At 70.5% G+C, this 21,322-nt stretch carries 22 protein-coding genes; 6 read left to right on the top strand and 16 right to left on the bottom strand.

Features of this window, described 5'->3' with window-relative positions:
* Positions 1-73 precede the first annotated feature (73 nt).
* From pafA to AB0N78_RS00620, 8 genes are all read right to left on the bottom strand, one after another.
* Complete coding sequence (gene pafA, locus AB0N78_RS00655) at positions 74-1,435, bottom strand: Pup--protein ligase (protein WP_363384460.1); 1,362 nt, start codon at positions 1,433-1,435, stop codon at positions 74-76.
* Complete coding sequence (gene prcA, locus AB0N78_RS00650) at positions 1,435-2,142, bottom strand: proteasome subunit alpha (RefSeq protein WP_363384457.1); 708 nt, start codon at positions 2,140-2,142, stop codon at positions 1,435-1,437. Before prcA ends, pafA begins: the two co-directional genes overlap by 1 nt.
* Positions 2,139-2,981 (bottom strand): proteasome subunit beta, encoded by an 843-nt coding sequence (gene prcB / locus AB0N78_RS00645; RefSeq protein WP_363384454.1) that lies wholly within the window; start codon positions 2,979-2,981, stop codon positions 2,139-2,141. The genes prcA and prcB overlap by 4 nt, the downstream gene beginning before the upstream one ends.
* Positions 2,982-2,987: 6 nt before the next feature.
* Positions 2,988-3,188 (bottom strand): ubiquitin-like protein Pup, encoded by a 201-nt coding sequence (locus AB0N78_RS00640; RefSeq protein WP_363384447.1) that lies wholly within the window; start codon positions 3,186-3,188, stop codon positions 2,988-2,990.
* Positions 3,189-3,310: 122 nt separating this feature from the next.
* On the bottom strand, positions 3,311-4,942 hold the full coding sequence (dop, locus tag AB0N78_RS00635; protein WP_363384444.1) for a depupylase/deamidase Dop: 1,632 nt from the start codon (positions 4,940-4,942) through the stop codon (positions 3,311-3,313).
* A gap of 53 nt (positions 4,943-4,995) precedes the next feature.
* A complete protein-coding gene (gene arc / locus AB0N78_RS00630) occupies positions 4,996-6,624 on the bottom strand; it encodes a proteasome ATPase (RefSeq protein ID WP_363384441.1) in 1,629 nt (542 codons plus the stop codon).
* A 101-nt stretch (positions 6,625-6,725) separates the two neighbouring features.
* The gene (locus AB0N78_RS00625; protein WP_363384438.1) at positions 6,726-7,775 is read right to left on the bottom strand and encodes a tRNA (adenine-N1)-methyltransferase; all 1,050 of its coding nucleotides are present in this window, start codon (positions 7,773-7,775) and stop codon (positions 6,726-6,728) included.
* An 11-nt stretch (positions 7,776-7,786) separates the two neighbouring features.
* Positions 7,787-8,902, bottom strand: coding sequence for a site-2 protease family protein (locus tag AB0N78_RS00620; RefSeq protein ID WP_363384435.1), 1,116 nt, complete (start codon positions 8,900-8,902; stop codon positions 7,787-7,789).
* 163 nt (positions 8,903-9,065) lie between these two features.
* Between AB0N78_RS00620 and AB0N78_RS00615 the strand changes: the two genes are divergently transcribed.
* Positions 9,066-9,887 (top strand): PD-(D/E)XK nuclease family protein, encoded by an 822-nt coding sequence (locus tag AB0N78_RS00615; protein ID WP_363386193.1) that lies wholly within the window; start codon positions 9,066-9,068, stop codon positions 9,885-9,887.
* Between the two features lie 7 nt (positions 9,888-9,894).
* Here the strand turns inward: AB0N78_RS00615 and AB0N78_RS00610 are convergent, their stop codons facing one another.
* Complete coding sequence (locus tag AB0N78_RS00610) at positions 9,895-10,269, bottom strand: DUF2255 family protein (protein ID WP_363384432.1); 375 nt, start codon at positions 10,267-10,269, stop codon at positions 9,895-9,897.
* Positions 10,270-10,324: 55 nt separating this feature from the next.
* Positions 10,325-10,711 (bottom strand): cupin domain-containing protein, encoded by a 387-nt coding sequence (locus tag AB0N78_RS00605; protein WP_363384429.1) that lies wholly within the window; start codon positions 10,709-10,711, stop codon positions 10,325-10,327.
* An 86-nt stretch (positions 10,712-10,797) separates the two neighbouring features.
* Between AB0N78_RS00605 and AB0N78_RS00600 the strand changes: the two genes are divergently transcribed.
* Complete coding sequence (locus AB0N78_RS00600) at positions 10,798-11,718, top strand: helix-turn-helix transcriptional regulator (protein WP_363384426.1); 921 nt, start codon at positions 10,798-10,800, stop codon at positions 11,716-11,718.
* Positions 11,719-11,742: 24 nt separating this feature from the next.
* Positions 11,743-12,729 carry an aldo/keto reductase gene (locus AB0N78_RS00595; protein ID WP_363384424.1) on the top strand — a complete coding sequence of 329 codons (987 nt, stop codon included), beginning with the start codon at positions 11,743-11,745 and terminating at the stop codon, positions 12,727-12,729.
* A 24-nt stretch (positions 12,730-12,753) separates the two neighbouring features.
* Here the strand turns inward: AB0N78_RS00595 and AB0N78_RS00590 are convergent, their stop codons facing one another.
* Genes AB0N78_RS00590 through AB0N78_RS00580 form a run of 3 tightly spaced genes read right to left on the bottom strand, consistent with a single transcriptional unit; the run spans position 12,754 to position 16,065 of the window.
* Positions 12,754-13,419, bottom strand: coding sequence for an HAD family hydrolase (locus AB0N78_RS00590; RefSeq protein WP_363384421.1), 666 nt, complete (start codon positions 13,417-13,419; stop codon positions 12,754-12,756).
* Between the two features lie 41 nt (positions 13,420-13,460).
* Positions 13,461-14,336: a 3-methyladenine DNA glycosylase gene (locus AB0N78_RS00585; protein ID WP_363384418.1), complete on the bottom strand. Its 876-nt coding sequence runs from the start codon at positions 14,334-14,336 to the stop codon at positions 13,461-13,463.
* A gap of 37 nt (positions 14,337-14,373) precedes the next feature.
* Positions 14,374-16,065: a bifunctional 3'-5' exonuclease/DNA polymerase gene (locus AB0N78_RS00580; protein WP_363384415.1), complete on the bottom strand. Its 1,692-nt coding sequence runs from the start codon at positions 16,063-16,065 to the stop codon at positions 14,374-14,376.
* A gap of 76 nt (positions 16,066-16,141) precedes the next feature.
* On the opposite strand from AB0N78_RS00580, the gene AB0N78_RS00575 reads away from it, so the two are divergent.
* Positions 16,142-17,014 carry a PAC2 family protein gene (locus AB0N78_RS00575; RefSeq protein WP_363384412.1) on the top strand — a complete coding sequence of 291 codons (873 nt, stop codon included), beginning with the start codon at positions 16,142-16,144 and terminating at the stop codon, positions 17,012-17,014.
* 2 nt (positions 17,015-17,016) lie between these two features.
* Positions 17,017-17,757, top strand: a complete 741-nt coding sequence (locus tag AB0N78_RS00570) for a phosphotransferase (protein ID WP_363384409.1) — start codon at positions 17,017-17,019, stop codon at positions 17,755-17,757.
* A 63-nt stretch (positions 17,758-17,820) separates the two neighbouring features.
* On the opposite strand, the gene mshC is transcribed toward AB0N78_RS00570, so the two are convergent.
* On the bottom strand, positions 17,821-19,074 hold the full coding sequence (mshC, locus tag AB0N78_RS00565; RefSeq protein ID WP_363384407.1) for a cysteine--1-D-myo-inosityl 2-amino-2-deoxy-alpha-D-glucopyranoside ligase: 1,254 nt from the start codon (positions 19,072-19,074) through the stop codon (positions 17,821-17,823).
* A 29-nt stretch (positions 19,075-19,103) separates the two neighbouring features.
* Between mshC and AB0N78_RS00560 the strand changes: the two genes are divergently transcribed.
* A complete protein-coding gene (locus AB0N78_RS00560) occupies positions 19,104-20,090 on the top strand; it encodes a CorA family divalent cation transporter (protein WP_363384405.1) in 987 nt (328 codons plus the stop codon).
* On the opposite strand, the gene AB0N78_RS00555 is transcribed toward AB0N78_RS00560, so the two are convergent.
* The gene (locus AB0N78_RS00555) at positions 20,068-20,397 is read right to left on the bottom strand and encodes a hypothetical protein (RefSeq protein WP_363384402.1); all 330 of its coding nucleotides are present in this window, start codon (positions 20,395-20,397) and stop codon (positions 20,068-20,070) included. The genes AB0N78_RS00560 and AB0N78_RS00555 overlap by 23 nt on opposite strands.
* The gene (locus AB0N78_RS00550) at positions 20,394-21,275 is read right to left on the bottom strand and encodes an undecaprenyl-diphosphate phosphatase (protein ID WP_363384399.1); all 882 of its coding nucleotides are present in this window, start codon (positions 21,273-21,275) and stop codon (positions 20,394-20,396) included. The genes AB0N78_RS00555 and AB0N78_RS00550 overlap by 4 nt, the downstream gene beginning before the upstream one ends.
* Positions 21,276-21,322 lie beyond the last annotated feature (47 nt).

The following is a 21,322-nucleotide window of genomic DNA, read 5'->3' as shown; positions in this document are numbered from 1 at the left end:
GTCCTTTCCGTTCCAGCTGACACGAGCAGTCACCCTACTGGCCACAGGTGTGGGCCTGGTGAGGGCGAGGTGGCTACATCGACTCGATCAGCCGTTCCACCCGCTCGTCGACGCTGCGGAACGGGTCCTTGCAAAGCACGGTGCGCTGGGCCTGGTCGTTCAGCTTCAGGTGCACCCAGTCGACGGTGTAGTCCCGATGCGCCTCCTGGGCGGCCTGCACGAACTCGCCGCGCAGCTTGGCCCGGGTGGTCTGCGGCGGGGTGGACATCGCCTCGAAGACCTCGACGTCGGTGGTGATCCGGTCGACCAGCCCGCGCTGGGCGAGCAGGTTGTACAGGCCCTCGGTCCGGGAGATGTCGTGATAGGCCAGATCCATCCGCTGGATCCGGACATCGGCCAGGTCCAGGTCGTGCTTGGCGCGGTACCGCTCGATCAGCCGGTACTTGATCACCCAGTCCAGCTCGCGGTCGACCAGGGACAGGTCCCCGGTGCGCAGTGCCCGCAGTCCACGCGCCCACAGGTCGAGCACCCGCTCGATCTCCGGTGTGGACCCGCCCTCCGCAGCCAGGAAGTCCGTGACCCGGGTCAGGTACTCCTCCTGCAGGTCGATGGCGGTGACCGTGCGACCGTTCGCGAGCGTGATCGGCTGCATACCGGTCAGATCGTGGCTGATCTCCCGGATCGCCCGGATCGGGTTCTCCAGGGTGAGGTCGCGCATCGGCAGCCCGGCCTCGATCAGGCGCAGCACCAGATCCGTGGCACCGACCTTGAGCATGGTGGTGGTCTCGGACATCGAGGAGTCACCGACGATCACATGCAGGCGGCGGAAGTGCTCGGCGTCGGCATGCGGCTCATCCCGAGTGTTGATGATCGGACGCGAGCGGGTGGTGGCCGAGGACACCGACTCCCAGATGTGGTCGGCGCGCTGACTGAAGCAGAAGGTCGCGCCGCGCGGGGTGGTCAGCACCTTGCCCGCGCCGGTGAGGATTTGCCGGGTGATCAGGAACGGCACCAGCACATCGGAGGTCCGCGCGAAGTCGCCCTGCCGACGCACCAGGTAGTTCTCATGGCAGCCGTAGGAGTTACCGGCCGAGTCGGTGTTGTTCTTGAACAGGTGGATCCGCCCGGGCAGGCCCTCGTGTTCCAGACGTTGCTGGGCGTCCGCGATCAACCCTTCGAGGATGCGTTCCCCGGCCCGGTCGTGGGTGACCAGCTGCCGCCAGTCGTCGCATTCGGCGGTGGCGTACTCCGGGTGCGAACCGACATCCAGGTACAGCCGAGAACCGTTGCGCAGGAAGACGTTGGAGGACCGACCCCAGGCGACCACCTTGCGGAACAGGTAGCGCGCGACCTCGTCGGCGGACAGGCCCCGGCCCTCGTCGGCGGCGCAGGTCACGCCGTACTCGGTCTCCAGGCCGAAGATCCGGCGTTCCATCACTGGCCTCCGAGCAGTTCGGTCAGCACCGGTCCGGTCAGTCGCCGGAAGGCACGCCTCGGGCGGGTGCGGTCCAGCACGGCCACCTCCAACTGCGCGGCCGGGATCACGCGGCGGTCGTCCTCGTCAGCACCCTCCGGCGGGGCACCCAGCACCCGGACGGCCAGGTCCAACACCGCAGCCAGCGGCATCCCCGGGGTCCAGCTGCCGGCGATCTCCTCCCGCAGCCGCTCGGACTGACCGCCCATCACGACGAATCCCTGCTCGTCGGTCACCGAGCCGTCATAGGACAGCCGGTAGATCTGGTCGCTATCCGGGGTATCGCCGACCTCGGCCACCACCAGCTCCACCTCCAGCGGCTTGGACTCGGTGGTGAAGACGGTGCCGAGGGTCTGGGCGTAGGCGTTGGCCAGGCCGCGGGCGGTGACGTCGCGGCGGTCGTAGGAGTAGCCGCGCAGGTCGGCGTAGCGCACCCCGGCCACTCGCAGGTTCTCGAACTCGTTGTACTTGCCCACCGCGGCGAAGGCGATCCGGTCGTAGATCTCGGAGACCTTGTGCAGCGCGCGGGAGGGGTTCTCGGTGGCGAAGGCGATGCCGTCGTCGTAGGCCAGGACGACCACGGAGCGGCCCCGGGCGATGCCCTTGCGCGCGTAGTCGGCCCGGTCCTTCATCAACTGCTCGGGCGAGACGTAGAACGGCATGCTCATGACCGGTGGGCTCCGTTCTCCCGGTGCTGGACCCGGCGGGCAGCCAGCACCTCGGTGACGGTCGCGGTCAGATCCTCCTGCGGCACCCGCAGGTAACCGGCGGCGGTGACCGTGGCCACCACCGGCCAGATCGCGCGGGACTCGTCCGGCCCACCGGTGGCAGAGTCGTCGTCCGCCGCGTCGACCAGGGCCTCCACCGCCACCCGCACCGCCGCGGCGGCGTGCAGGCCGGGACGCCAGAGCTTCTTGAGCGACCCCCGGGCGAAGACCGAACCGGAGCCCACCGAGTGGTGCTGGTGCTCCTCGTAGCGGCCACCGGTGACGTCGTAGCTGAAGATCCGGCCGGTGCCACGGTCGGTGTCGAAGCCCGCGAACAGTGGGATCACCGCCAGACCCTGCATGGCCAGACCGAGGTTGCCGCGGATCATGGTGGACAGCCGGTTGGCTTTGCCGTCCAGGGACAGCAGCGATCCCTCGATCTTCTCGTAGTGCTCCAGCTCCAGCTGGAACAGCCGGACCAGCTCCACCGCCAGTCCGGCGGTGCCCGCGATGCCCACCGCGGAGAACTCATCGGCCGGGAAGACCTTCTCGATCTCCCGCGAGGCGATCTGTGAGCCCATCGTGGCGCGGCGGTCACCGGCCATCACCACGCCCCCGTCGAAGGACAGCGCGACGATGGTGGTGCCATGCGGCGCGGCGGGCACCTCACCGACAGGCAGCGGGGCGCGTCGACCGGGCAGCAGCTCCGGGGCGTACCCGGCCAGGAACTCGGTGAACGACGAGGAGCCCGGGGTGGTGAACGCGGCGGGCAGCCGGCCCGGGATGTCAGCGGCAGTCATCGGCGGTCACTGACCGCCCTTCTGGACGAAGCCCCGCACGAACTGCTCCGCATTGGACTCCAGCACGTCCTCGATGTCATCCAAGAGTGCATCGACGTCGGCGTCGCGCTGCTGAGCGCTGGCCTGGGCCGCCTCGACCCCGGAGTCCTCCGGTCCGACACCGTCGTCCTCGCGGCGAGTGCCCTGTGCGTGCTCCTGACCAGCCATGTTCTTCTCCCTCGGCCGCTGCGTGCTCCTGCTGCTGACCACCCTAGGCCCTGGTGCCGCTCGGCTCGCGGTGGGCACGTCGCCCTGGGGACGACCGGAGGGCCGGGTGATCGGTGGACGGCTCAGTTCCCGAGCTTGGTCAGCAGGGTCGCCGCGTCGGGGCTGGCGTCCAACAGTGGTCCGACATGCTCCCAGGTGCCGCGCAACGGATCGCGCATCGGCACCCGTTGCAGGGTGGGCGCGCCGGGTACGTCGAACACCACCGAGTCCCAGCTGGCAGCAGTGACCTGCGCGCCGTAGCGCGCCATGACCTCGCCCCGGAAGTACGCCCGGGTGTCCACCGGCGGGTGCTGGACTGCCTGCTCGACCTGCTGGTCGGTGGTCAGTCGCTCCACCGCACCCGCAGCGGCCAGCCGGTGGTAGAGCCCGCGCTCCGGCCGCACGTCGGACCACTGCAGGTCGACGGCGTGCAGCTTGGGGTGGTCCCAGGGCAGCTGCTCGCGGCGGCGCATCCCCTCCAGCAGGCGCAGCTTGCCGACCCATTCGACCTCGCGGGCACAGCTGGACGGGTCGGTGGCCAGCCGGTCCAGGATCGACGCCCACCGGTCCAGCACCTCGGCGGTCTCCGGGTCGGGGTCCGGGATCAGGCCGCGGATGGCGTCCAGGTAGACGTGCTGGATGGCCAGGGCGGTCATCGTCCGACCGTCCGCCAAGTCCAGCTCTTCGGTCAGCGACAGGTCGTGGCTGACCCGGCCGAAGGCGTGGACCGGGTCGGCCAGGGTCAGCGAGTCGAGCACCGGGCCTAGGTGAGCGGCCCCAGACCCGGTGGCGATCTGCTCGATCAGCCACAGCACCAACGACGTGCTGCCGGTCTTGAGGAAGGTCGCCACCTCGAACAGGTTCGCGTCGCCGACGATCACATGCAGCCGCCGCCACAGTGTCGGGTCCGCATGCGGCTCGTCCCGGGTGTTGACGATCGGGCGGCGCAGCGTGGTCTCCAGCCCGATCTCCGCCTCGACGTAGTCGGCGCGCTGGGACAGCTGATAGCCCGGGCGCTCGCCGCGCTGACCGAGCCCGACCCGGCCCGATCCGGTGAACACCTGGCGGGTGACCAGGAACGGGGTGATCCATCCGGCCAGGTCACCGAAGGGCACCTCGCGGTCGACCAGGTAGTTCTCATGGGTCCCGTAGGTGGCACCCTTGCCGTCGACGTTGTTCTTGTACAGCGCCACATCCGGCAGCGCCTGCACGCTGGCCAGCGCCCGAACCGAGTCGAGCATGACCCGCTCCCCCGCCACATCCCAGCGCACGAGGTCCCGTGGGGTAGTGACCTCCGGCGAGGAGTACTCCGGGTGCGCGTGGTCCACATACAGCCGGGCACCGTTGGTCAGGATGACGTTCACCGCGCCGGGGTCCTCGTACTCCTCGTAGTCCGGGCGCGGCTTGGCCTGCGGGGCGGAGGGGCCGGTGGCAGCACCGGAGTCCGGGTCGCTGTCGCCGGAGGGCGCGGGACGCGAGGGGTCGTCGGTGAGCTGCGAGGGGTGCGCGGCGGCGCGCTGCAGGTGGAACCCGCGGGCGTCCTGCAACGGGTCCTCGTCGTCGTAGTCCCACCGTGCCTTGGTACGACCGGCGGTCTTGGCCGGAGCGTGCACCGCCACGACGTGCGACGACAGCAGCATCGGGTTGGCCTGCGCCTTCCCCGGTTGCAGAACGCCGTACTCGGTCTCGATTCCCATTACCCGCCGCACAGTCACGGCTTCAGGGTAGGCCGTCCTCGTGTCCCCCTGGCTGGTATGACCACCTGCGATCAGAGGTACTGGCCCGTGCTCTGCACCGTCTCGATCCGGCGCGGCACGTCACTGCCCTTCTTGTCCTGCACGATGGTCCGGATGAAGACGATCCGCTCGCCCTTCTTGCCGGAGATGCGCGCCCAGTCGTCCGGGTTGGTGGTGTTGGGCAGGTCCTCGTTCTCGGTGAACTCGTCCACGCAGGCGGTCAGCAGGTGGTCCACCCGCAGGCCGCGCTGACCGGTGGCCAGGAAGTCCTTGATCGCCGACTTCTTGGCCCGGTCGACGACGTTCTGGATCATCGCGCCGGAGGTGAAGTCCTTGAAGAACAGGATCTCCTTGTCGCCGCTGGCGTAGGTGACCTCCAGGAACCGGTTCACGTCCTCCTCGGAGTACATCCGCTCGACGGTGCGGTGGATCATCGCGTCCACGGCCTCGGCGGCGGAGCCACCGTGTTCGGCCAGGTCGTCGGGGTGGATCGGCAGCTCCGGGGTGAGGTACTTGCCGAAGATCTCCCGGGCACCCTCGATGTCGGGGCGTTCGATCTTGATCTTCACGTCCAACCGGCCCGGACGCAGAATCGCCGGATCGATCATGTCCTCCCGGTTCGAGGCACCGATGACGATCACGTTCTCCAACCGCTCCACGCCGTCGATCTCGGCCAGCAGCTGGGGAACGATGGTGGTCTCGGTGTCCGAGGAGACGCCGGTGCCGCGGGTGCGGAACAGCGACTCCATCTCATCGAAGAACACCACCACCGGGTGACCCTGGGAGGCCTTCTCCCGGGCGCGGGCGAAGATCAGCCGGATGTGTCGCTCGGTCTCCCCGACGTACTTGTTCAGCAGCTCTGGGCCCTTGACGTTGAGAAAGAAGCTGGTGACCCCGATCGGGTCGTCGCCCCGGGCGGCCGCGGCGGTCGCGGCCAGCGAGTGCGCCACCGCCTTGGCGATCAGCGTCTTGCCGCAGCCGGGTGGGCCGTAGAGCAGGACACCCTTCGGCGGCTTGAGTCCGTGCTCGCGGAACAACTCCGGGTGCAGGAACGGCAACTCCACCGCGTCGCGGATCTGCTCGATCTGCGGACCCAGACCACCGATGTCGGTGTAGTCGATGTCCGGCACCTCTTCCAGCACCAAGTCCTCGACCTCCGAGCGAGGCACCCGCTCGAAGACGAACCCGGACCGGGGCTCGATGGTCAGCGCATCGCCGACCCGGACCGTGCCACCGAGCAACGGCCCGGCCAACCGGACCACCCGCTCGTCGTCACCGCGACCGACCACCAGTGCGCGGTCGGGGCCGATCAGCTCTTTGACCGTGACCAGCTCACCGACCCGCTCATAGCCGCCAGCCTCGACAACGGTCATCGCCTCGTTCATCCGGACCTCCTGGCCCGGACGCAGCGCCCGCACATTCACGCTGGGGCTGACCCCCACGTGCATCTTGCGCCCGGCGGAGATCACCTCGACCGTGCCGTCGCTACGCGGAGACAGGAAGACCGCGAAGGTGCCCGGTGGCTTGGCCAAGTCATCGATCTGCCGCTTGAGCTCGATGATCTGATCGCGGGCGGCGACCAGCGCGTCGGAGAGTCGTTGGTTCTTGGCCTGGAGCAGCGTCAACTCACGCTGGAGCTCCATCAGCGTCGGTTCCGTCATCGCGGGCCCTCCTGGCTGCGGCGTGCGGCGGGTGCCATATCGGCAGGCTAACCACGCCCGCGGACATCGCGCGCGATGCGGTCAGTGGGCGGACCGGTGCGTCACTGGTCCTCGGGTGCCTGCCCGACCTCGCGGCGCACTCGGCGCAGCTTCTTCTCCGAGATTGGCCGCTCCCCCATCGCCTCCGGAGTCCAGGCCTCGTCCGGCAGGTCCAGGTGCGAGCGGGTGCTCTCGTCCACGATCCGGTCGCCGGACTCGTCGGTGAGCACATTGCCCGGCGCGGGGCGCCGCTTGCGGTCCGGGGGGATCACGCCATCGGCCAGTCGTCGGGTGGAGATCAGGAACCCGGTGTGCCCGATCATCCGGTGTTCCGGCCGGACGGACAGACCCTCCAGATGCCAGCCACGGATCATCGTCTCCCAGGCCTGCGGCTCAGTGAACCGCCCGTCGGCGCGCAGGTCCTCGGACAGGCGGGACAGCTGCGTGGTGGTGGCGACGTAGCTGATGAACACGCCGCCCGGGGTCAGAGCGTCGGCCACCGCGTCCAGGTTCTCCCAGGGGGCCAGCATGTCCAACACGATCCGGTCCACCGTGCCGGGCTCCTCGGCCACCGGCAGCACGTCGGAGAGGTCACCGACGCTCAGCCGCCACGCCGGGTGCTCCCCGCCGAAGAACGCCTCGACATTGCCCCGGGCGATGGCCGCGAAGTCCTCGCGCCGTTCGATGGAGTGCAGCACGCCACCGTCGCCCACCGCCCGCAGCAGGGACATGGTCAGCGCGCCGGAACCGACACCGGCCTCCACCACTCGCGCACCCGGGAAGATGTCGGCCATCGCCACGATCTGCCCGGCGTCCTTGGGGTACACCACTGCGGCACCGCGCGGCATCGACAGCACGTAGTCCGACAGCAGGGGGCGCATGGCCAAGTACTCGACGCCGCCGGTGTTCGCGATCACGCTGCCCTCCGGGGAGCCGATCAGGTCGGCGTGCCGGAAGTAGCCCTTGTGGGTGTGGAAGGTGGCGTCCGGGTGCAGCGTGATGGTGTGCAGGCGGCCCTTGGGGTCGGTCAGCTGCACCCGCTCACCGACCCGGAACGGTCCGCGGCGCAGGTGGGCGCCGGTGGGGTCGGTGGTCGCGTTGTCGTGGGTCACGGGCGGCAAGTCTAGGAGCGCAGCCGGGCCGCCACGTCCGCGGCGCGCAGCAGGGCCACCACCCGGCCGTCTCGGACCCCGACAATCACCGGAGCGAACCGGCTCACTGCGGCCAGCGCGGACAGCAGGGCCGAACCGGTCAGATCCGCGTCGACCACCGCGCCGGCGGGCAGGCCCACGGCGACCGCGGTCACCGGCACCCGCACCCGGTCCGCACCGGGCACCGCATCGGCGGCAGCCGGATCGACATAGGCGGCGGGCCGACCGTCCGGGCTGAGCAGCACCACCGCATCCGCCCCGGAGATACTGCGTGCGGCGTCGGCCTCCGCCAGGGTCGCGCTGGCCGCCACGGCAACCGCGGGAGTGCCCACACCGGTGACGGTCAGGGCCTCCACCACTCGCTCGGTGCGCGATTCGCGCAGCGCCTGCCCGGCACCCGACCACAGGAACGCACCGACCACCGCGGACCAGGCCACCTGGAACAGGTCGATGCCCCACGGGCTACGCGCCTGCCAGAACAGCACGACGGCGACGAAGACCACCGCCACCACCCGTCCGGCCCACGCCGCCGCCACGGTGCCGGTGCGCGGATTGCGGGTGATCGCCCAGACCACGGACTCCAGCACCTTGCCACCGTCCAGCGGCAGCCCCGGCGCGAGGTTGAGCACACCGACGAACGCATTGGCCGAGGCCGCGGTGAAGAGCACCGCGTAGGCGGCACCGCCACCGTGGACCAGCGCCGCGCCCAGCCCGAGCACGGCGGCCAGCACCAGATTGGCCACCGGACCCGCTGCGGCGATCAGCGCGGACACCCCGGGCCGACCCGGCGCGGTCGTCATCTGGGTGTGCCCGCCGAGCAGGGTGAGTGCGAACTCCCGCACCCGCAGACCGTTGGCCCGGGCCACCAGCCCGTGAGCCAGCTCGTGCACCAGGATCGACAGCAGCAGCACCACCGCGAAGGCCGCCGCCACGCCGTAACCCGCCCCCGTGCTCACCCCCAGCTGGTCACCGAAGGTCGGAGCGAAGAGCAGGGCGATGATCACGGCCATCAGCGCGCTGCTCGGAGTCAGGACGACCGGGGCACCGGCCACTCGGCCGATCACCAGTCCGCGGGTGTGGGGCTGCACGCCCGACAGGCTACGGGTCACTGCTGTGTCAGTGCGCGGGCCTACCCTCGTTGCCGTGAGTGATGCCCTGACTGCCACCGAGATCGACGGACCCGTCGTCGTGCCGGGTGAGACCGCGGCCGATGCGGTCGACGCCGCCGCGCACGAGGGTGTCCGCACCCGGGTGCCGGGGCTGTCCCCCTCCCGGGCGAACGACTTCCAGCAGTGCCCGCTGCTGTTCCGGTTCCGGGTGGTCGACCGACTGCCCGAACCGCCGAGTGCGGCTGCCGCCCGCGGCACGCTGGTGCACACGGTGTTGGAGCGGCTGTACGACCTGCCGCTGGGCCAGCGCACCCCGGCGTCCGCCCACGGACTGGTGCCCGAGGCCTGGGAGCGCCTGGTCGAGCGCCAGCCCCAGGTGGTCGAGCTGTTCCCGGACGAGGCCGCCCGGCAGGAGTGGCTGACCAGTGCCCGCCTGCTGCTGGACACCTACTTCACCTTGGAGGACCCCAACCGGTTGCAGCCCGGCGAGCGGGAGCTGAACGTGCGCACCCAGCTCGCGGACGGTCCGCAGCTGCGCGGGATCGTCGACCGGCTGGACGTGGCACCGGACGGACGGCTGCGGGTGGTCGACTACAAGACCGGCAAGTCGCCGCGGGCCGGGTACGAGGGCAACGCCCTGTTCCAGATGCGGTTCTACTCCTACGTGCTCTGGCGTGAGCGTGGGGTGCTGCCGACCTTGTTGCAGCTGGTGTACCTGGGCGACGGGACCGTGCTGCGCCATGCGCCCAGCGAGGCGGAGATGCACACCCTCGAGCAGCGGCTGCGGGCACTGTGGGAGCGGATCGAGGAGTGTGCCCGCACCGGCGAGTGGCCGACTCGGACTTCGAAGCTCTGCGACTGGTGCGCGCACAAGTCGGTATGCCCGGCTTTCGGCGGTGTCGCCCCAGAAATCCCGGCCGGTGCGGTGGAGTCAGCGCTGGGCGTGACTCAGCTGACCACCTGACCGGCGCTCACCGCGGAAGGAGTTCCAGGGTGGTTTCCACCACGTCCGGTCCGACCACCGAGTTCACGGTTCGTGCTCCATACCGGTCATAGCTGGCGTGGTACGCGGCGTCGATGCGCGCCGCCAGGTCCGATTCCGGCACCACAAATCGCACGTCGCGATCTACCGTCCCGGCTCGGACATGGCTGGTACCGGCTGCATGTGCCCGCCGGAACCACCCGTTGCGCGGACCGTGAGCCGAGCGGATGAACACCCGGTCACCGACGCGCACGGTCCAGATCACCACCTCCGGGCGGCGGGAGCCGTCCGGTCGGTCGCTGGACACAGCCAGCTCGTCAGTGTGCTCGAACGCGACTAGCTCCGCGGCCATGCAGGTCGTCATGAGCGGCCCCGTTTTCCGGTCATGGCGGCGTAGCGCGCTACAACGAACTCGGGGGTCATGCGCCGTACTGCTTATCGGTGACCGGCTCGCCCCACTCCGCGTCTGTGCCGTCGACCTCCCAGAGAGCAATGTGTTCCATGTACTGATCAGGCCCCGCACCGTGCCAGTGCCACTCGCCTGGCGGGCACCACACCGTCTGCCCCGGTCGCAGCTCGACGACCTCGCCGTCCCGGGTACCGACCCGGGCAATGCCCTGCGTGACGTGCAGCGACTGGCCGCCAGGATGCACATGCCAGTGGGTGCGGGCCCTGGGTGCGAAGCGGACAGTGTTGGCACGCAACCGCGCGGGGGCGGGCGGCGCCGCGATCACGTCGAACCAGACCTCACCGGTGAAGAGTGTGTCGGGGGCATGTGTACTCGGGGGAAGCTGCTGAATGTCCATGCCCCTAGCGCACACCCATGGCGCGCTGTCTGGGAGGCCCTACGAGTGCCTCCCAGGGGCGCGCCGAGAGGCCATACCGTGGGGTCATGGACAACCGCGAGGAGGCGCGCGACTTCTTGCGCACACGCCGGGCCCGAATCACCCCTGATCAGGCCGGTCTGCCCGCCTACGGCACCCAACGTCGGGTTCCAGGCCTGCGGCGGGAGGAGGTTGCGATGCTGGCCGGGGTGTCGAGCGACTACTACATCCGGCTGGAGCGGGGGAACCTCCGCGGAGTGTCCGACTCGGTGCTCGAGTCGCTGGCTCGGGTCTTGCAGCTAGACGATGCAGAACGTCGACACCTGCACGATCTGGCTGCGGCGGCCCGTGGACCCCGCACCCCGCGACGCACCGCGAACCCGCAACCAACCGTTCCCGCCAGCGTGCGGGTGCTCCTGGACGCGATCACCGGTACTCCTGCGGTGGTGCGGGACGACCGCCTCACCATCCTGGCGACGAACCCCCTGGCCCGGGCGCTGTACGACCCCCTGATGACCAGCCCGGCGGGTCCGCCAAACCACGCACGGTTCGTGTTCCTGGACGACCGCAGCCGGGACTTCTGGGTCAACTGGGAGCGCGCCGCCGATGACACGGTCGGGGTGTTGCGCTCGGTGGCCGGGCGCATGCCGCAGGACCCGGGCCTGATATCCCTGATCGGGGAGCTGTCCACTCGGTCGGAGGACTTCCGCACGCGGTGGGCTGCGCATCACGTCCACGAGCACATCGGCGGGGTGAAGCAGATCCGGCACCCGGTGGTCGGCCGGGTCGAGCTGATGTACGACGCGCTGTCCATCGCCGCCGCCCCGGAGCTGACGCTGCTGGTGTATACCGCTGTGCCGGGCAGCGCGTCGGCGGATGCGCTGGAGCTGTTGGCCTCCTGGTGGGCCACCGAGAACGCCGATGAGGGGTACTCGCAGTACCCGGAAACGACAGACTCTCCCCGTCCGACCGGACCGGTGGTCGACTGAGGTCCTCATCGTCAGGAGGTCACCATGCACAATCGCACCCTCGGACAGGGTCTCCAGGTCTCGGCCATCGGGCTGGGCGCCATGGGCATGTCGCAGAGCTACGGTCCGAACCCGGGCAGCAGGGAGGACATGATCGGCGTGCTGCGCGGCGCAGTGGAGCGCGGCGTGACGTTCATCGACACCGCGGAGGTCTACGGCCCCTACGTCAACGAGGAACTGGTCGGCGAGGCGCTGGAGCCGATCCGCGACCAGGTGGTCATCGCCACCAAGTTCGGCTGGAACATCGTCGACGGGGCCATGCAGGGCACCGACTCTCGACCCGAGCAGATCCGCCGGGTGGCCGACGAGTCGCTGCGGCGGCTGCGCACCGACGTGATCGACTTGTTCTACCAGCACCGGGTCGACCCGCAGGTGCCGATCGAGGATGTCGCCGGCACGGTGGCGGAGCTGGTCCAGGCGGGCAAGGTGCGGCACTTCGGACTGTCCGAGGCGGGCGCGGTCACGATTCGGCGGGCGCATGCCGTCCACCCGGTGACCGCGGTGCAGTCGGAGTACTCGCTGTGGACCCGCGACCCGGAGCCGGAGGTGCTGCCGACCCTGGCGGAGCTGGGGATCGGGTTCGTGCCGTTCAGTCCGCTGGGCAAGGGGTTCCTGACCGGAACCGTCGACGCCACCACCAGCTTCACCCCGGGTGACATCCGCACCACCATCCCCCGGTTCACCGCGGAGAACCGGGACGCCAACCAGGCGCTGGTCGACCACGTCCGTCGGGTCGCCGCCGCCAAGGAGGCCACGCCAGGTCAAGTGGCGCTCGCCTGGTTGCTCGCCCAGCAGCCCTGGATCGTGCCGATCCCCGGCACCCGTCGGCTCAGCCGGGTCGAGGAGAACGCCGCCGCGACGACGGTGCCGCTGTCCGCGGACGAGCTGGCCGACCTGAACGCGGTGGCCGCGCGGATCGGCGTCACCGGCAACCGGTACAACGACCGTGGGATGGCGATGGTCGGGCTCTGAGCAGCCCCGGGTGTGGCGCGCGACTCAGGCGTCGACCGGCAGACCGCCGATCCGCGCCAGGTCCTCGACGGTGATCGAGCCCAGTGAGTCGGTGATGGTCAGACCCGGCAGATCCGGGATCGGGGTGAAGACCTCCACCGCCAACACCCGACCACCCGCCGCCACCGCCGAACCGATCCCCGAGGGTGAGTCCTCCACGATCACGCACCGGGCGATGTCGACCCCCAACCGCTCCGCGGCGATCAGGTACGGCTCCGGGTGCGGCTTGGCGTGCTGCACGTCATCCCCGGCGACCACCGTGGCGAACACCCCCGCGGCCTCGGCGAAGGGCAGCGCCAGATTCCGGTAGGAGGAGGTGACCAGCGCCTGCGGCACCCCCGCCTCCGCCAGCGTGGTCAGCAGCTCCCGGGCACCCGGCTGCCACGGGGTGTCCGCCGCGACCCCGGCCCGGACCCGCACGCTCAGGTACTCGATGATCTCGTCCACCGGCAGATCCACGCCGCGCCCCTGCAGGATCGTCGCCGAGGTGGTGAGCGGGTTGCCGACCAGGGTCAAGCCGTCCTCATGGGTCCACGTCCCACCCCAGGAGTGCACCAGCTCGGTCTCCGCCGCCATCCACAGCGGCTCGGTGTTGACCAGCGTGCCGTCCATATCCCAGAGCACAGCGGCGGGGAGGGCGGGGTGGGACACGGGTGGCTCCTGTTCGGCTGGGGACTGCGGCTGCGGGCAGGTTAACCCGGGTGGGTGGACAGCAGGTGTCCAGCTCGCTCGACCAGCCGTTCGCGCAGTACCCCGGCCCGCTCGGCGAAGGCGCGCTGCCGCCGCACGTACTCGGCTTTGCCCTCGGGGGTCTCGATCGGCACCGATTCCAGGCCGTAGCTAGACACGTCGTAGGGCGAGGCCTGCATGTCGGTCACCCGGATCTCGGCCGCGAGCTCGAAGCAGTCCAGCAGCAGATCGCCGGGGCACAGCGGACCAAGTTTCTGGGCCCATTTGTACAGGTCCATATTCGCGTGTAAACACCCGCCCTGCTCATCGCGGACCTGTGTCTGCCGGGTCGGTCGCAGTGCGTTCAACGGCGCGGCCTCCGGGGTGAAGAACCGGTAGGCGTCGATATGTGTGCACCTGATCCGGTGGGACTCCACCACCGCGTCGGTGCCGGACTCCCCCAGGCGGAGCGGCAACGGGTGTCGGTGTCCACCCGCGGGCTGCCGGTAGACCATCGCCCACTCGTGCAGGCCGAAGCATCCGGTGGCGATCGGCCGTGCGGCGGTGGCGGACAGCAGCCCGTGGATGAAGCGCACGGTGTCGCCTCGGTCGGCCAGGAATGCCTCGACGTCGAGTTCCACCGCGCCGTCGGGGTCGGTGCGGTACCACCGCCAGTCGGCGTGCGGGGTCGGGTCACTGCCGGGCAGCAGCCGGATACCCGCACCGGGGTGCCAGCGGCGCAGCTGCGCGGGCTTGGCGGAGTAGTAGTCGAAGAGGAAGTCCTCGATGGCGTGCCGTTGCTGGCGGAGAGTCCGGTCGCGGTGTCCGGCGGTCAGGGCATCGGCTCGCTCCGCGTGGGCGCGGGCCAACGGCTGCCAGTCGGCGGCGGACAGGATCACCGGACCAGCCTACGGCGGGCGGGGACGCCCCGGTCGTTCAGGCTGCCTGGTCGTAGGACTCCACGATGGACAGGTCCAACGCGAACTCCACCGGCGCGTCCCCGAACAGCAGCCGTCCGGCCTCCACCGCCGACTCCCGCACCGCCTGCGCCACCGCCTGCGCCTGATCGGCCGGGGTGTGCACCATTAGCTCGTCGTGCAGGAAGAACACCAGGTGGGGCCGACCCGGCAGTCCCCACAACCGCCGACGCAACACGGCCATCCAGCACAGCGCCCACTCCGCGGCGGTGCCCTGCACCACGAAGTTCCGGGTGAACCGGCCCCAGTCCCGGGCGTGTCGTCGGGCCTCGCGTGCGGTGGCCTCGTCGCCGCCCTCCCCTCCGGCGGCTAACCGTTCCGCAAGCCGCGCCGCTGAGGGCCGCGGCGACGAGCGGCCCAGCCAGGTGGTGACCTGTTCGCCGCGTTCACCCGCCCGTGCGGCCTGTTCGACCAGCTCCACCGCGCGGGGATACCCCCGGGCCAGCTGCGGCATCAGGACGGCGCTGGCCCCGGTGGTCGCCCCGTAGATCGCGCCAAGCATGGCGTATTTGGCCTGTTGCCGGTCCTCGACGATGCCCGCCTGCACCACCGCCTGGTACAGGTCGGCGTGCTGGCCCGCGGCGGCCATCGCCTGATCACCAGACATCGCCGCCAACACCCGGGGTTCCAGCTGGGCGGCATCGGCGACCACCAGCAGGTATCCGGGGTCGGCCCGCACCGCTGCGCGCACCCCGGCGGGCAACTGGAGTGCGCCGCCGCCGCTGGAGGCCCAGCGCCCGGTGACGACACCCGCGGGCACGTAGTCGGGGCGGAATCTGCCGTCGGAGACCCAGCGGTCCTGCCAGGCCCAGCCATTCGCGGACAGCAGCCGGGCGAGCTTCTTGTAGGCGAGCAGGGGTTCGATCACCGGGTGGTCGTGCTCGCGCAGCTCCCACTTGCGGGTGCTGGTGACGTCGATCCCGGCCGCGCGCAGCGCCTTGAGCAGTTCTGGCGGAGAGTCGGGATTCAGACCAGGACGTTGAAGCGCGGCGATGATGGTGTCGGCCAGCGCCTGCAACCGAGCCGGGCGGGCACCCTCCGGCGGGCGTGGCCCGAGCAGGTCGTTGAGCAGCGCGTCGTGCACCTCGGTGCGCCAGGGCAGACCGTCGTGGCGCATCTCAGCGGCGATCAACGCCCCGGCGGACTCCGCCGCCAGCAACAGACGAAGCCGCCCGTCGTCACCGGCCTCGGCCAGGCAGACCAGTTGTGCGCGCAGTTCACCGGCCGGGTCGGGCAGTCCGGGGTCTGCGGCCGGAGCGTCCAGATCATCGAACAGACTGGGCGGGGCCTCCTCTACGGGGGCGGCGGCGGGGGCAGCGTCGTCCCACGGGCTGTGCGGACCGGCGGCGAGGCGGGTGCCCACGGTCCGGGTGGAGCGCCGCAGGATCGCATGGCACAGCCGCAGGTCATGGGCCCGTTCCACCCGAACACCCGCGGCCAGCAGCGCCGGGTACCAGCGTTCGGTGTCGTCCCAGACCCAACGCGGGTGCTCCGCCGCCTCGACTGCGGCGACGGTCCGGGGCAGATCCTCGACCGACACCTCGCGCGCCGGGCCCACGCCGTCGTCCACCACTGCGGCGACATCCGCCGCCGCCCTCAACGTCACCACCCCCGGCCGGGCGGGATCGACGCTGATCAGGACGAGGGACACAGGGCCATCTCACCACCTGTCACCGACACCCCGGCGATCAGCGGGCGTTGTCCCCGCCAGCCCCTACGCTGGACGGATGAGCGATCAGTCGACCCCGCCCTCGGTGGAACCGGCACTGCCCGGCAGGGAGCCGATCCTGCTCGCCGCCTTCGAGGGCTGGAACGACGCCGGCTCCGCCGCCAGCCAGGCCCTCGAGCACCTGCACGAGGTGTGGGACGCGGAGCAGATCGACGAGCTCGACCCGGAGGAGTACCACGACTTCCAAGTGAACCGCCCGGTGATCGGTCTCAACGCCGCCGGGGACCGGGAGATCACCTGGCCGTCCACCGCCATCGCCGTCGCCACCGCCCCGCGCACCGGTCGGCAGGTGGTGTTGGTGCACGGCATCGAACCGTCCATGCGCTGGCGCCGGTACTGCGGCGAGCTGCTGGAGATCGCCGCCGGGCTGCACACCGGCACTGTCATCACGCTGGGCGCGCTGCTCGCGGATGTGCCGCACACCCGCCCGATCCCGGTCACCGTCACCAGCGAGGACCGCGCAGTCCGCCAGCTGCTTGATGTCGAGTCCAACAGCTATGAGGGCCCCACCGGCATCGTCGGGGTCCTGCAACACGAGGCCGCTGCCCGTCAGTTGCGCACCCTGTCGCTATGGGCCGCCGTGCCGCACTACGTCGCCCACCCGCCCTCGCCGAAGGCGGTGCTCGCGCTGCTGCACCGGATCGAGGAGCTGATCGGCGAGCCCATCCCGCTGGGCGATCTGCCGGAGGACGCGGCAGCATGGCAGGACGGCGTGGACGAACTCGCCGGGGAGGACAGCGAGATCGCCGAGTACGTGCGTCAGCTGGAGGAGGCCAAGGACACCGCGGACCTTCCGGAGGCGTCCGGTGAGGCGATCGCCCAGGAGTTCGAGCGTTACCTGCGACGACGGGACAAGGGCCTAGGGGGCTGAGCATGGATGCCGCACCGGACTCGCACCAAACGCCGTTGGATGGCGGTCATGTGAACACCGTGGTCCGGGTCGGTGACACCGTGCGTCGCACCGCCGGGCCGTGGACCCCGACGGTGCATGCGGTGCTCGGTTGGGCGCGGGCGCGGGGTGCGTGGATGGTCCCGGCACCGCTCGGTGTGGATGAGCAGGGTCGGGAGATGCTCAGCTGGATCCCGGGCGACACCGGTGACTTCCCGGTGCCGGAGTGGGTGTGGCACCCGCGCACCGTGCAGCAGGCCGGGGCGTTCCTGCGGATCTGGCATGACGCCACCGTCGGCTTCCCGACCGAGGCGGGCCCGTGGCGCATGCGCGCGCACCAACCGGCCGAGGTGATCTGCCTCAACGACGTCGCGCCGTACAACATGGTGCACGCCGCCGGTCGACTGGTCGGGTTCATCGACGTGGACATGGCCTCGCCCGGACCGCGGGTGTGGGACCTGGCGTATCTGGCCTACCGGCTGTGCTCGTTCTGTTCGGACACGCCGACACCAGGGGGGCTGGACCCGCTGCGACGGCTCGACACCCTGCTCGCCTCCTACGGCGACGACGCGCCATCTCGGGCCGACGTGCTGCACGTGATGGTGGACCGGCTCGGTGAACTCGCGGACTGGACGGACCAGCACGCGGACACCAGCGCGCAACCGGAGCTGCACGCGCACGCGGAGATGTACCGCCGGGACGCCCGGCACTTACCCCTCGGCTGACCCTCGCGCGTACTTGCCACTGTCTGCGGGCATTGGCTCAGGCCAGAACGCAGCGCGCTGAGCTCACAACCGCACACCCAGCAGGGCGTTCACCGCCCGAGCGATGACCCCCGGCGCGCCCTCGACCAGCTCCGCATCCGGCACCGACCCGGACAGCGCCCGGTCGGCCCAGGCGTCCACCGCACGCAGGGCCCTCGGGGCGTCCAGATCATCGGCCAGCGCCGCCCGGATCTCCGCCAGCGTGGCATCGGCAGCCGGACCGCCGTTGCCGGAGACCGCGGACCGCCAACGCTCCAACCGGGCCACCGCCTCGGCCAGCACAGCATCGGTCCACTCCCAGTCACCCGCGTAGTGGTGCGCCAGGATCGCCAACCGGACCGCCATCGGGTCGACGCCCTGCGCTCGCAGCCGGGATACCAGCACCAGGTTCCCGAGCGACTTGCTCATCTTCTCCCCGTCGAGGCCGACCATGCCGGTGTGCACATGGGTGCGCGCACCGTGACCGTGGCCGAGCACCCGAGCATGCGAGGTCGACATCTCGTGGTGCGGGAAGCGCAGGTCATTGCCACCGCCCTGCACATCGAAGGGCAGACCGAGCCCGTCACGGGCGATCACCGCGCACTCGATGTGCCAGCCCGGGCGGCCGGGGCCGAGGTCGCCACCGTCCCAGGCGGGCTCGCCGTCGCGGGCCGCGCGCCAGAGCAGCGGGTCCAGCTCATGCCGCTTGCCCGCCCGGTCGGGGTCTCCCCCGCGCTCGGCGAAGAACGCCCGCATGGTGTCGGCGTCCAGTCGGGCCACCTGGCCGAAGTCCGGGTCGACGGACAGGTCCGCGTAGATGTCATCGGCGGCATTGGGGCTGGGCACCCGGTAGGCGGCACCGGCGTCGACCAGGGCCTGCACGGCGGTGACCACATCGGGAACCGACTCGACGGCCCCGGTATACACATCCGGCGGGATGACGCCGAGGGCGGTCATGTCCTCGCGGTAGAGCGCGATCTGGTCGGCGGCGAGCTCCCGCCAGTCGACACCGGTGGCGGTGGCCCGCTCCAGAAGCGGGTCGTCCACATCGGTCACGTTGGAGGCGTAGCGGACCTGCTTGCCCTCGTCGATCCAGCCGCGCAGCAGCAGGTCGAAGGCCACATAGGTCGCGGCGTGCCCCAGGTGGGTGGCGTCGTAAGGAGTGATGCCGCAGACGTAGAGCCGGGCGTCCGGGCCGGGCGCGGCGGTCACCAGCTCACCGGTGCAGCTGTCACGCACCTGGATCGGCCGGCCCTCGCCGGGGAGTTGCGGAATCTGCGGGGCGGGCCAGGTCAGCACGTGGGAAGCCTAACCGGCAGAATGCCCGGGTGGAGACCGCATGGGTGCACGGGCCGCATGGCTGGCAGCAGATCGACAGCGAGGATCTGCTCCCTCGACTGGCCGCCGCCGAGCCACCCGCCGCCTGGGTGCATGTCGACTCGCTCGATGCGCTGGCGGATGCGGCACGGCAGGCGGGCATCCCAGAGTCCGCGGTACGCCGCAGTGTGGCGGTGCCCGGCGACCGCAATCCCCGGCGTGCCCAGCTGCGCAAGCTGCCCGGCGGCGGCCGGTTCCTGCTCAGCCCGACGCTGCACTGGAATCCGGACACCCGGGATGTCACCACCGGACTGTGGGCATGTCTGATCGTGGACGACGTCACCCTCACCGCTGAAGAAGGGCCGGGTCAGCTGCTCCAGGATGTGCTCGACCGGCTGAGCGGCGACGAGCACCTGCCCGAACAACCCGGCACGCAGGTGTTCGCAGCCACCCTGATCGCCCTGGTCGGCCGCGCCGGGGATGTGGAGATGGGCATCGGTGAGGCGGTGGCCGACACCGAGCAGGTGGTCTTCGGTGCCCGAGCCGTCGACGACCCGGCCCAGGTGGTCTACGACCTCAAGCGCGAGATCGCCGAGGCCCGCCGGTCACTGGTCCCGCTGCTCGCGGCGTTCCCAGAACTGATCGCGGACAGTGAAGAGTCCAGCCGCCGGGAGACCCGGACCATGCGCTGGATGCGACGCCTGGACACCGCGCTGGACAAAGTCGACCGGCACCTGGACTCCCATGACGCTCTGCTCGGCGACATGCTGTCGGTGTATCTCTCGCAGGTGTCCGTGCGGCAGAACGAGGACATGCGCAAGATCTCCGGGTGGGCGGCGATCATCGCGGTGCCGACCCTGATCGCGGGGATCTACGGGATGAACTTCCGGCACATGCCGGAGCTGAGCTGGTTGCTCGGCTACCCGGCGTCGCTGGTGCTGATGGCCGGGTCGGCCTTCGTGCTGTTCCGACTGTTCAAGCGGTCAGGATGGCTGTAGCCGGGTCCTCGGCAAGGCCGGCCTCCCACGCGGCCTCGTACGCGGAGGGCGGGTGCAGGAGCCCGGGCTCACGCTCCCAGTACCGATCACCGTGTAGGCGGAGCATCGCCCAGTGCCAGGACTCGTGGTGGAACACCAGGCCCCGGTACGGGTCCGCAGCGCCGAGATACGGGTACTGCTCCACGGCAGCGGATCGAGCAGTGTCGGCCGTGAAGCCGCCGAGCTCGCTCAGCGTCCAGGCGTAGGCCCGACGTTCCGCGTTGAGGTACCGGCAGTACTCCTCCTGCGACCACCCACTGTCCGTCATGCTCCGGCCAAAGGCTCCAGCACCCCGGTCACCAGCAGCAGCACGACCACGGCGGCCAATCCGATCCGGTAGATCACGAACGGCCGGTAGGAGAAGGTCGAGACGATCTTCAGGAACGCGATGATCACCACGTACCCGACCAGGAACGCGACGATGGTGGCGACCAGGGTGGCCAGCACTCCGGGCGTCCCCGCCGACCCGAAGTCCCCGACGCTCTTGCCCAGTTGGTAGAACCCGGAGCCGAGCACCGCGGGCACCGCCAGGAAGAACGAGTACCGGGCGGCGGCCTCCCGGGTGTAGCCCATCAATCGCCCGGCGGTGATGGTGCCGCCGGAGCGGGAGACCCCCGGGATCAGCGCCATCGCCTGCGCCAGGCCGAAGTAGATCGCATGCTTCGGTGTCAGGTCGGTGAGCACCCGGTCGTCGGCACCGCGCCGGTCCGCCCAGTCCAGGATCAGCGCGAAGACCACCAGGGTCCCGGCGATCACCCACAGGCTGCGGAACGGGGCCTCGATGGCGTCCTCGAACAGCACGCCGAGCACCACGATCGGGATCGACCCCAACGCGATGAACCAGGCCATCAACGCATCCGGGTCCTTGGCGGCACCCTCGGGCATGCCGAGCCGGGACTTCCAGTCCGAACCCAGATCGCCGCGGACGGCCCGCCACCAGCGCACACAGATCCGCTTGATGTCGTTGCGGAAGTAGAGCAGCACCGCCAGCTCGGTGCCGATCTGCGTGATCGCGGTGAAGGCCGCGCCAGGGTCCCCGGAACCGATCAGCTCCCCCACGATCCGCAGGTGCGCGCTGGAGGACACCGGCAGGAACTCGGTGAGGCCCTGGACCAGGCCGAGGACGATCGCTTCCCAGATGCTCACGGGGAGTCACCCTAACCGCGCGGCAGTCGGATCAGCGGGAGCCCGGC

Source organism: Cellulomonas sp. NPDC089187 (assembly GCF_040685135.1).
Classification (GTDB): domain Bacteria; phylum Actinomycetota; class Actinomycetes; order Actinomycetales; family Cellulomonadaceae; genus Cellulomonas.
The sequence above is the reverse complement of the archived record's forward strand: the minus strand, read 5'-3'. Positions and strand labels throughout refer to the sequence as shown.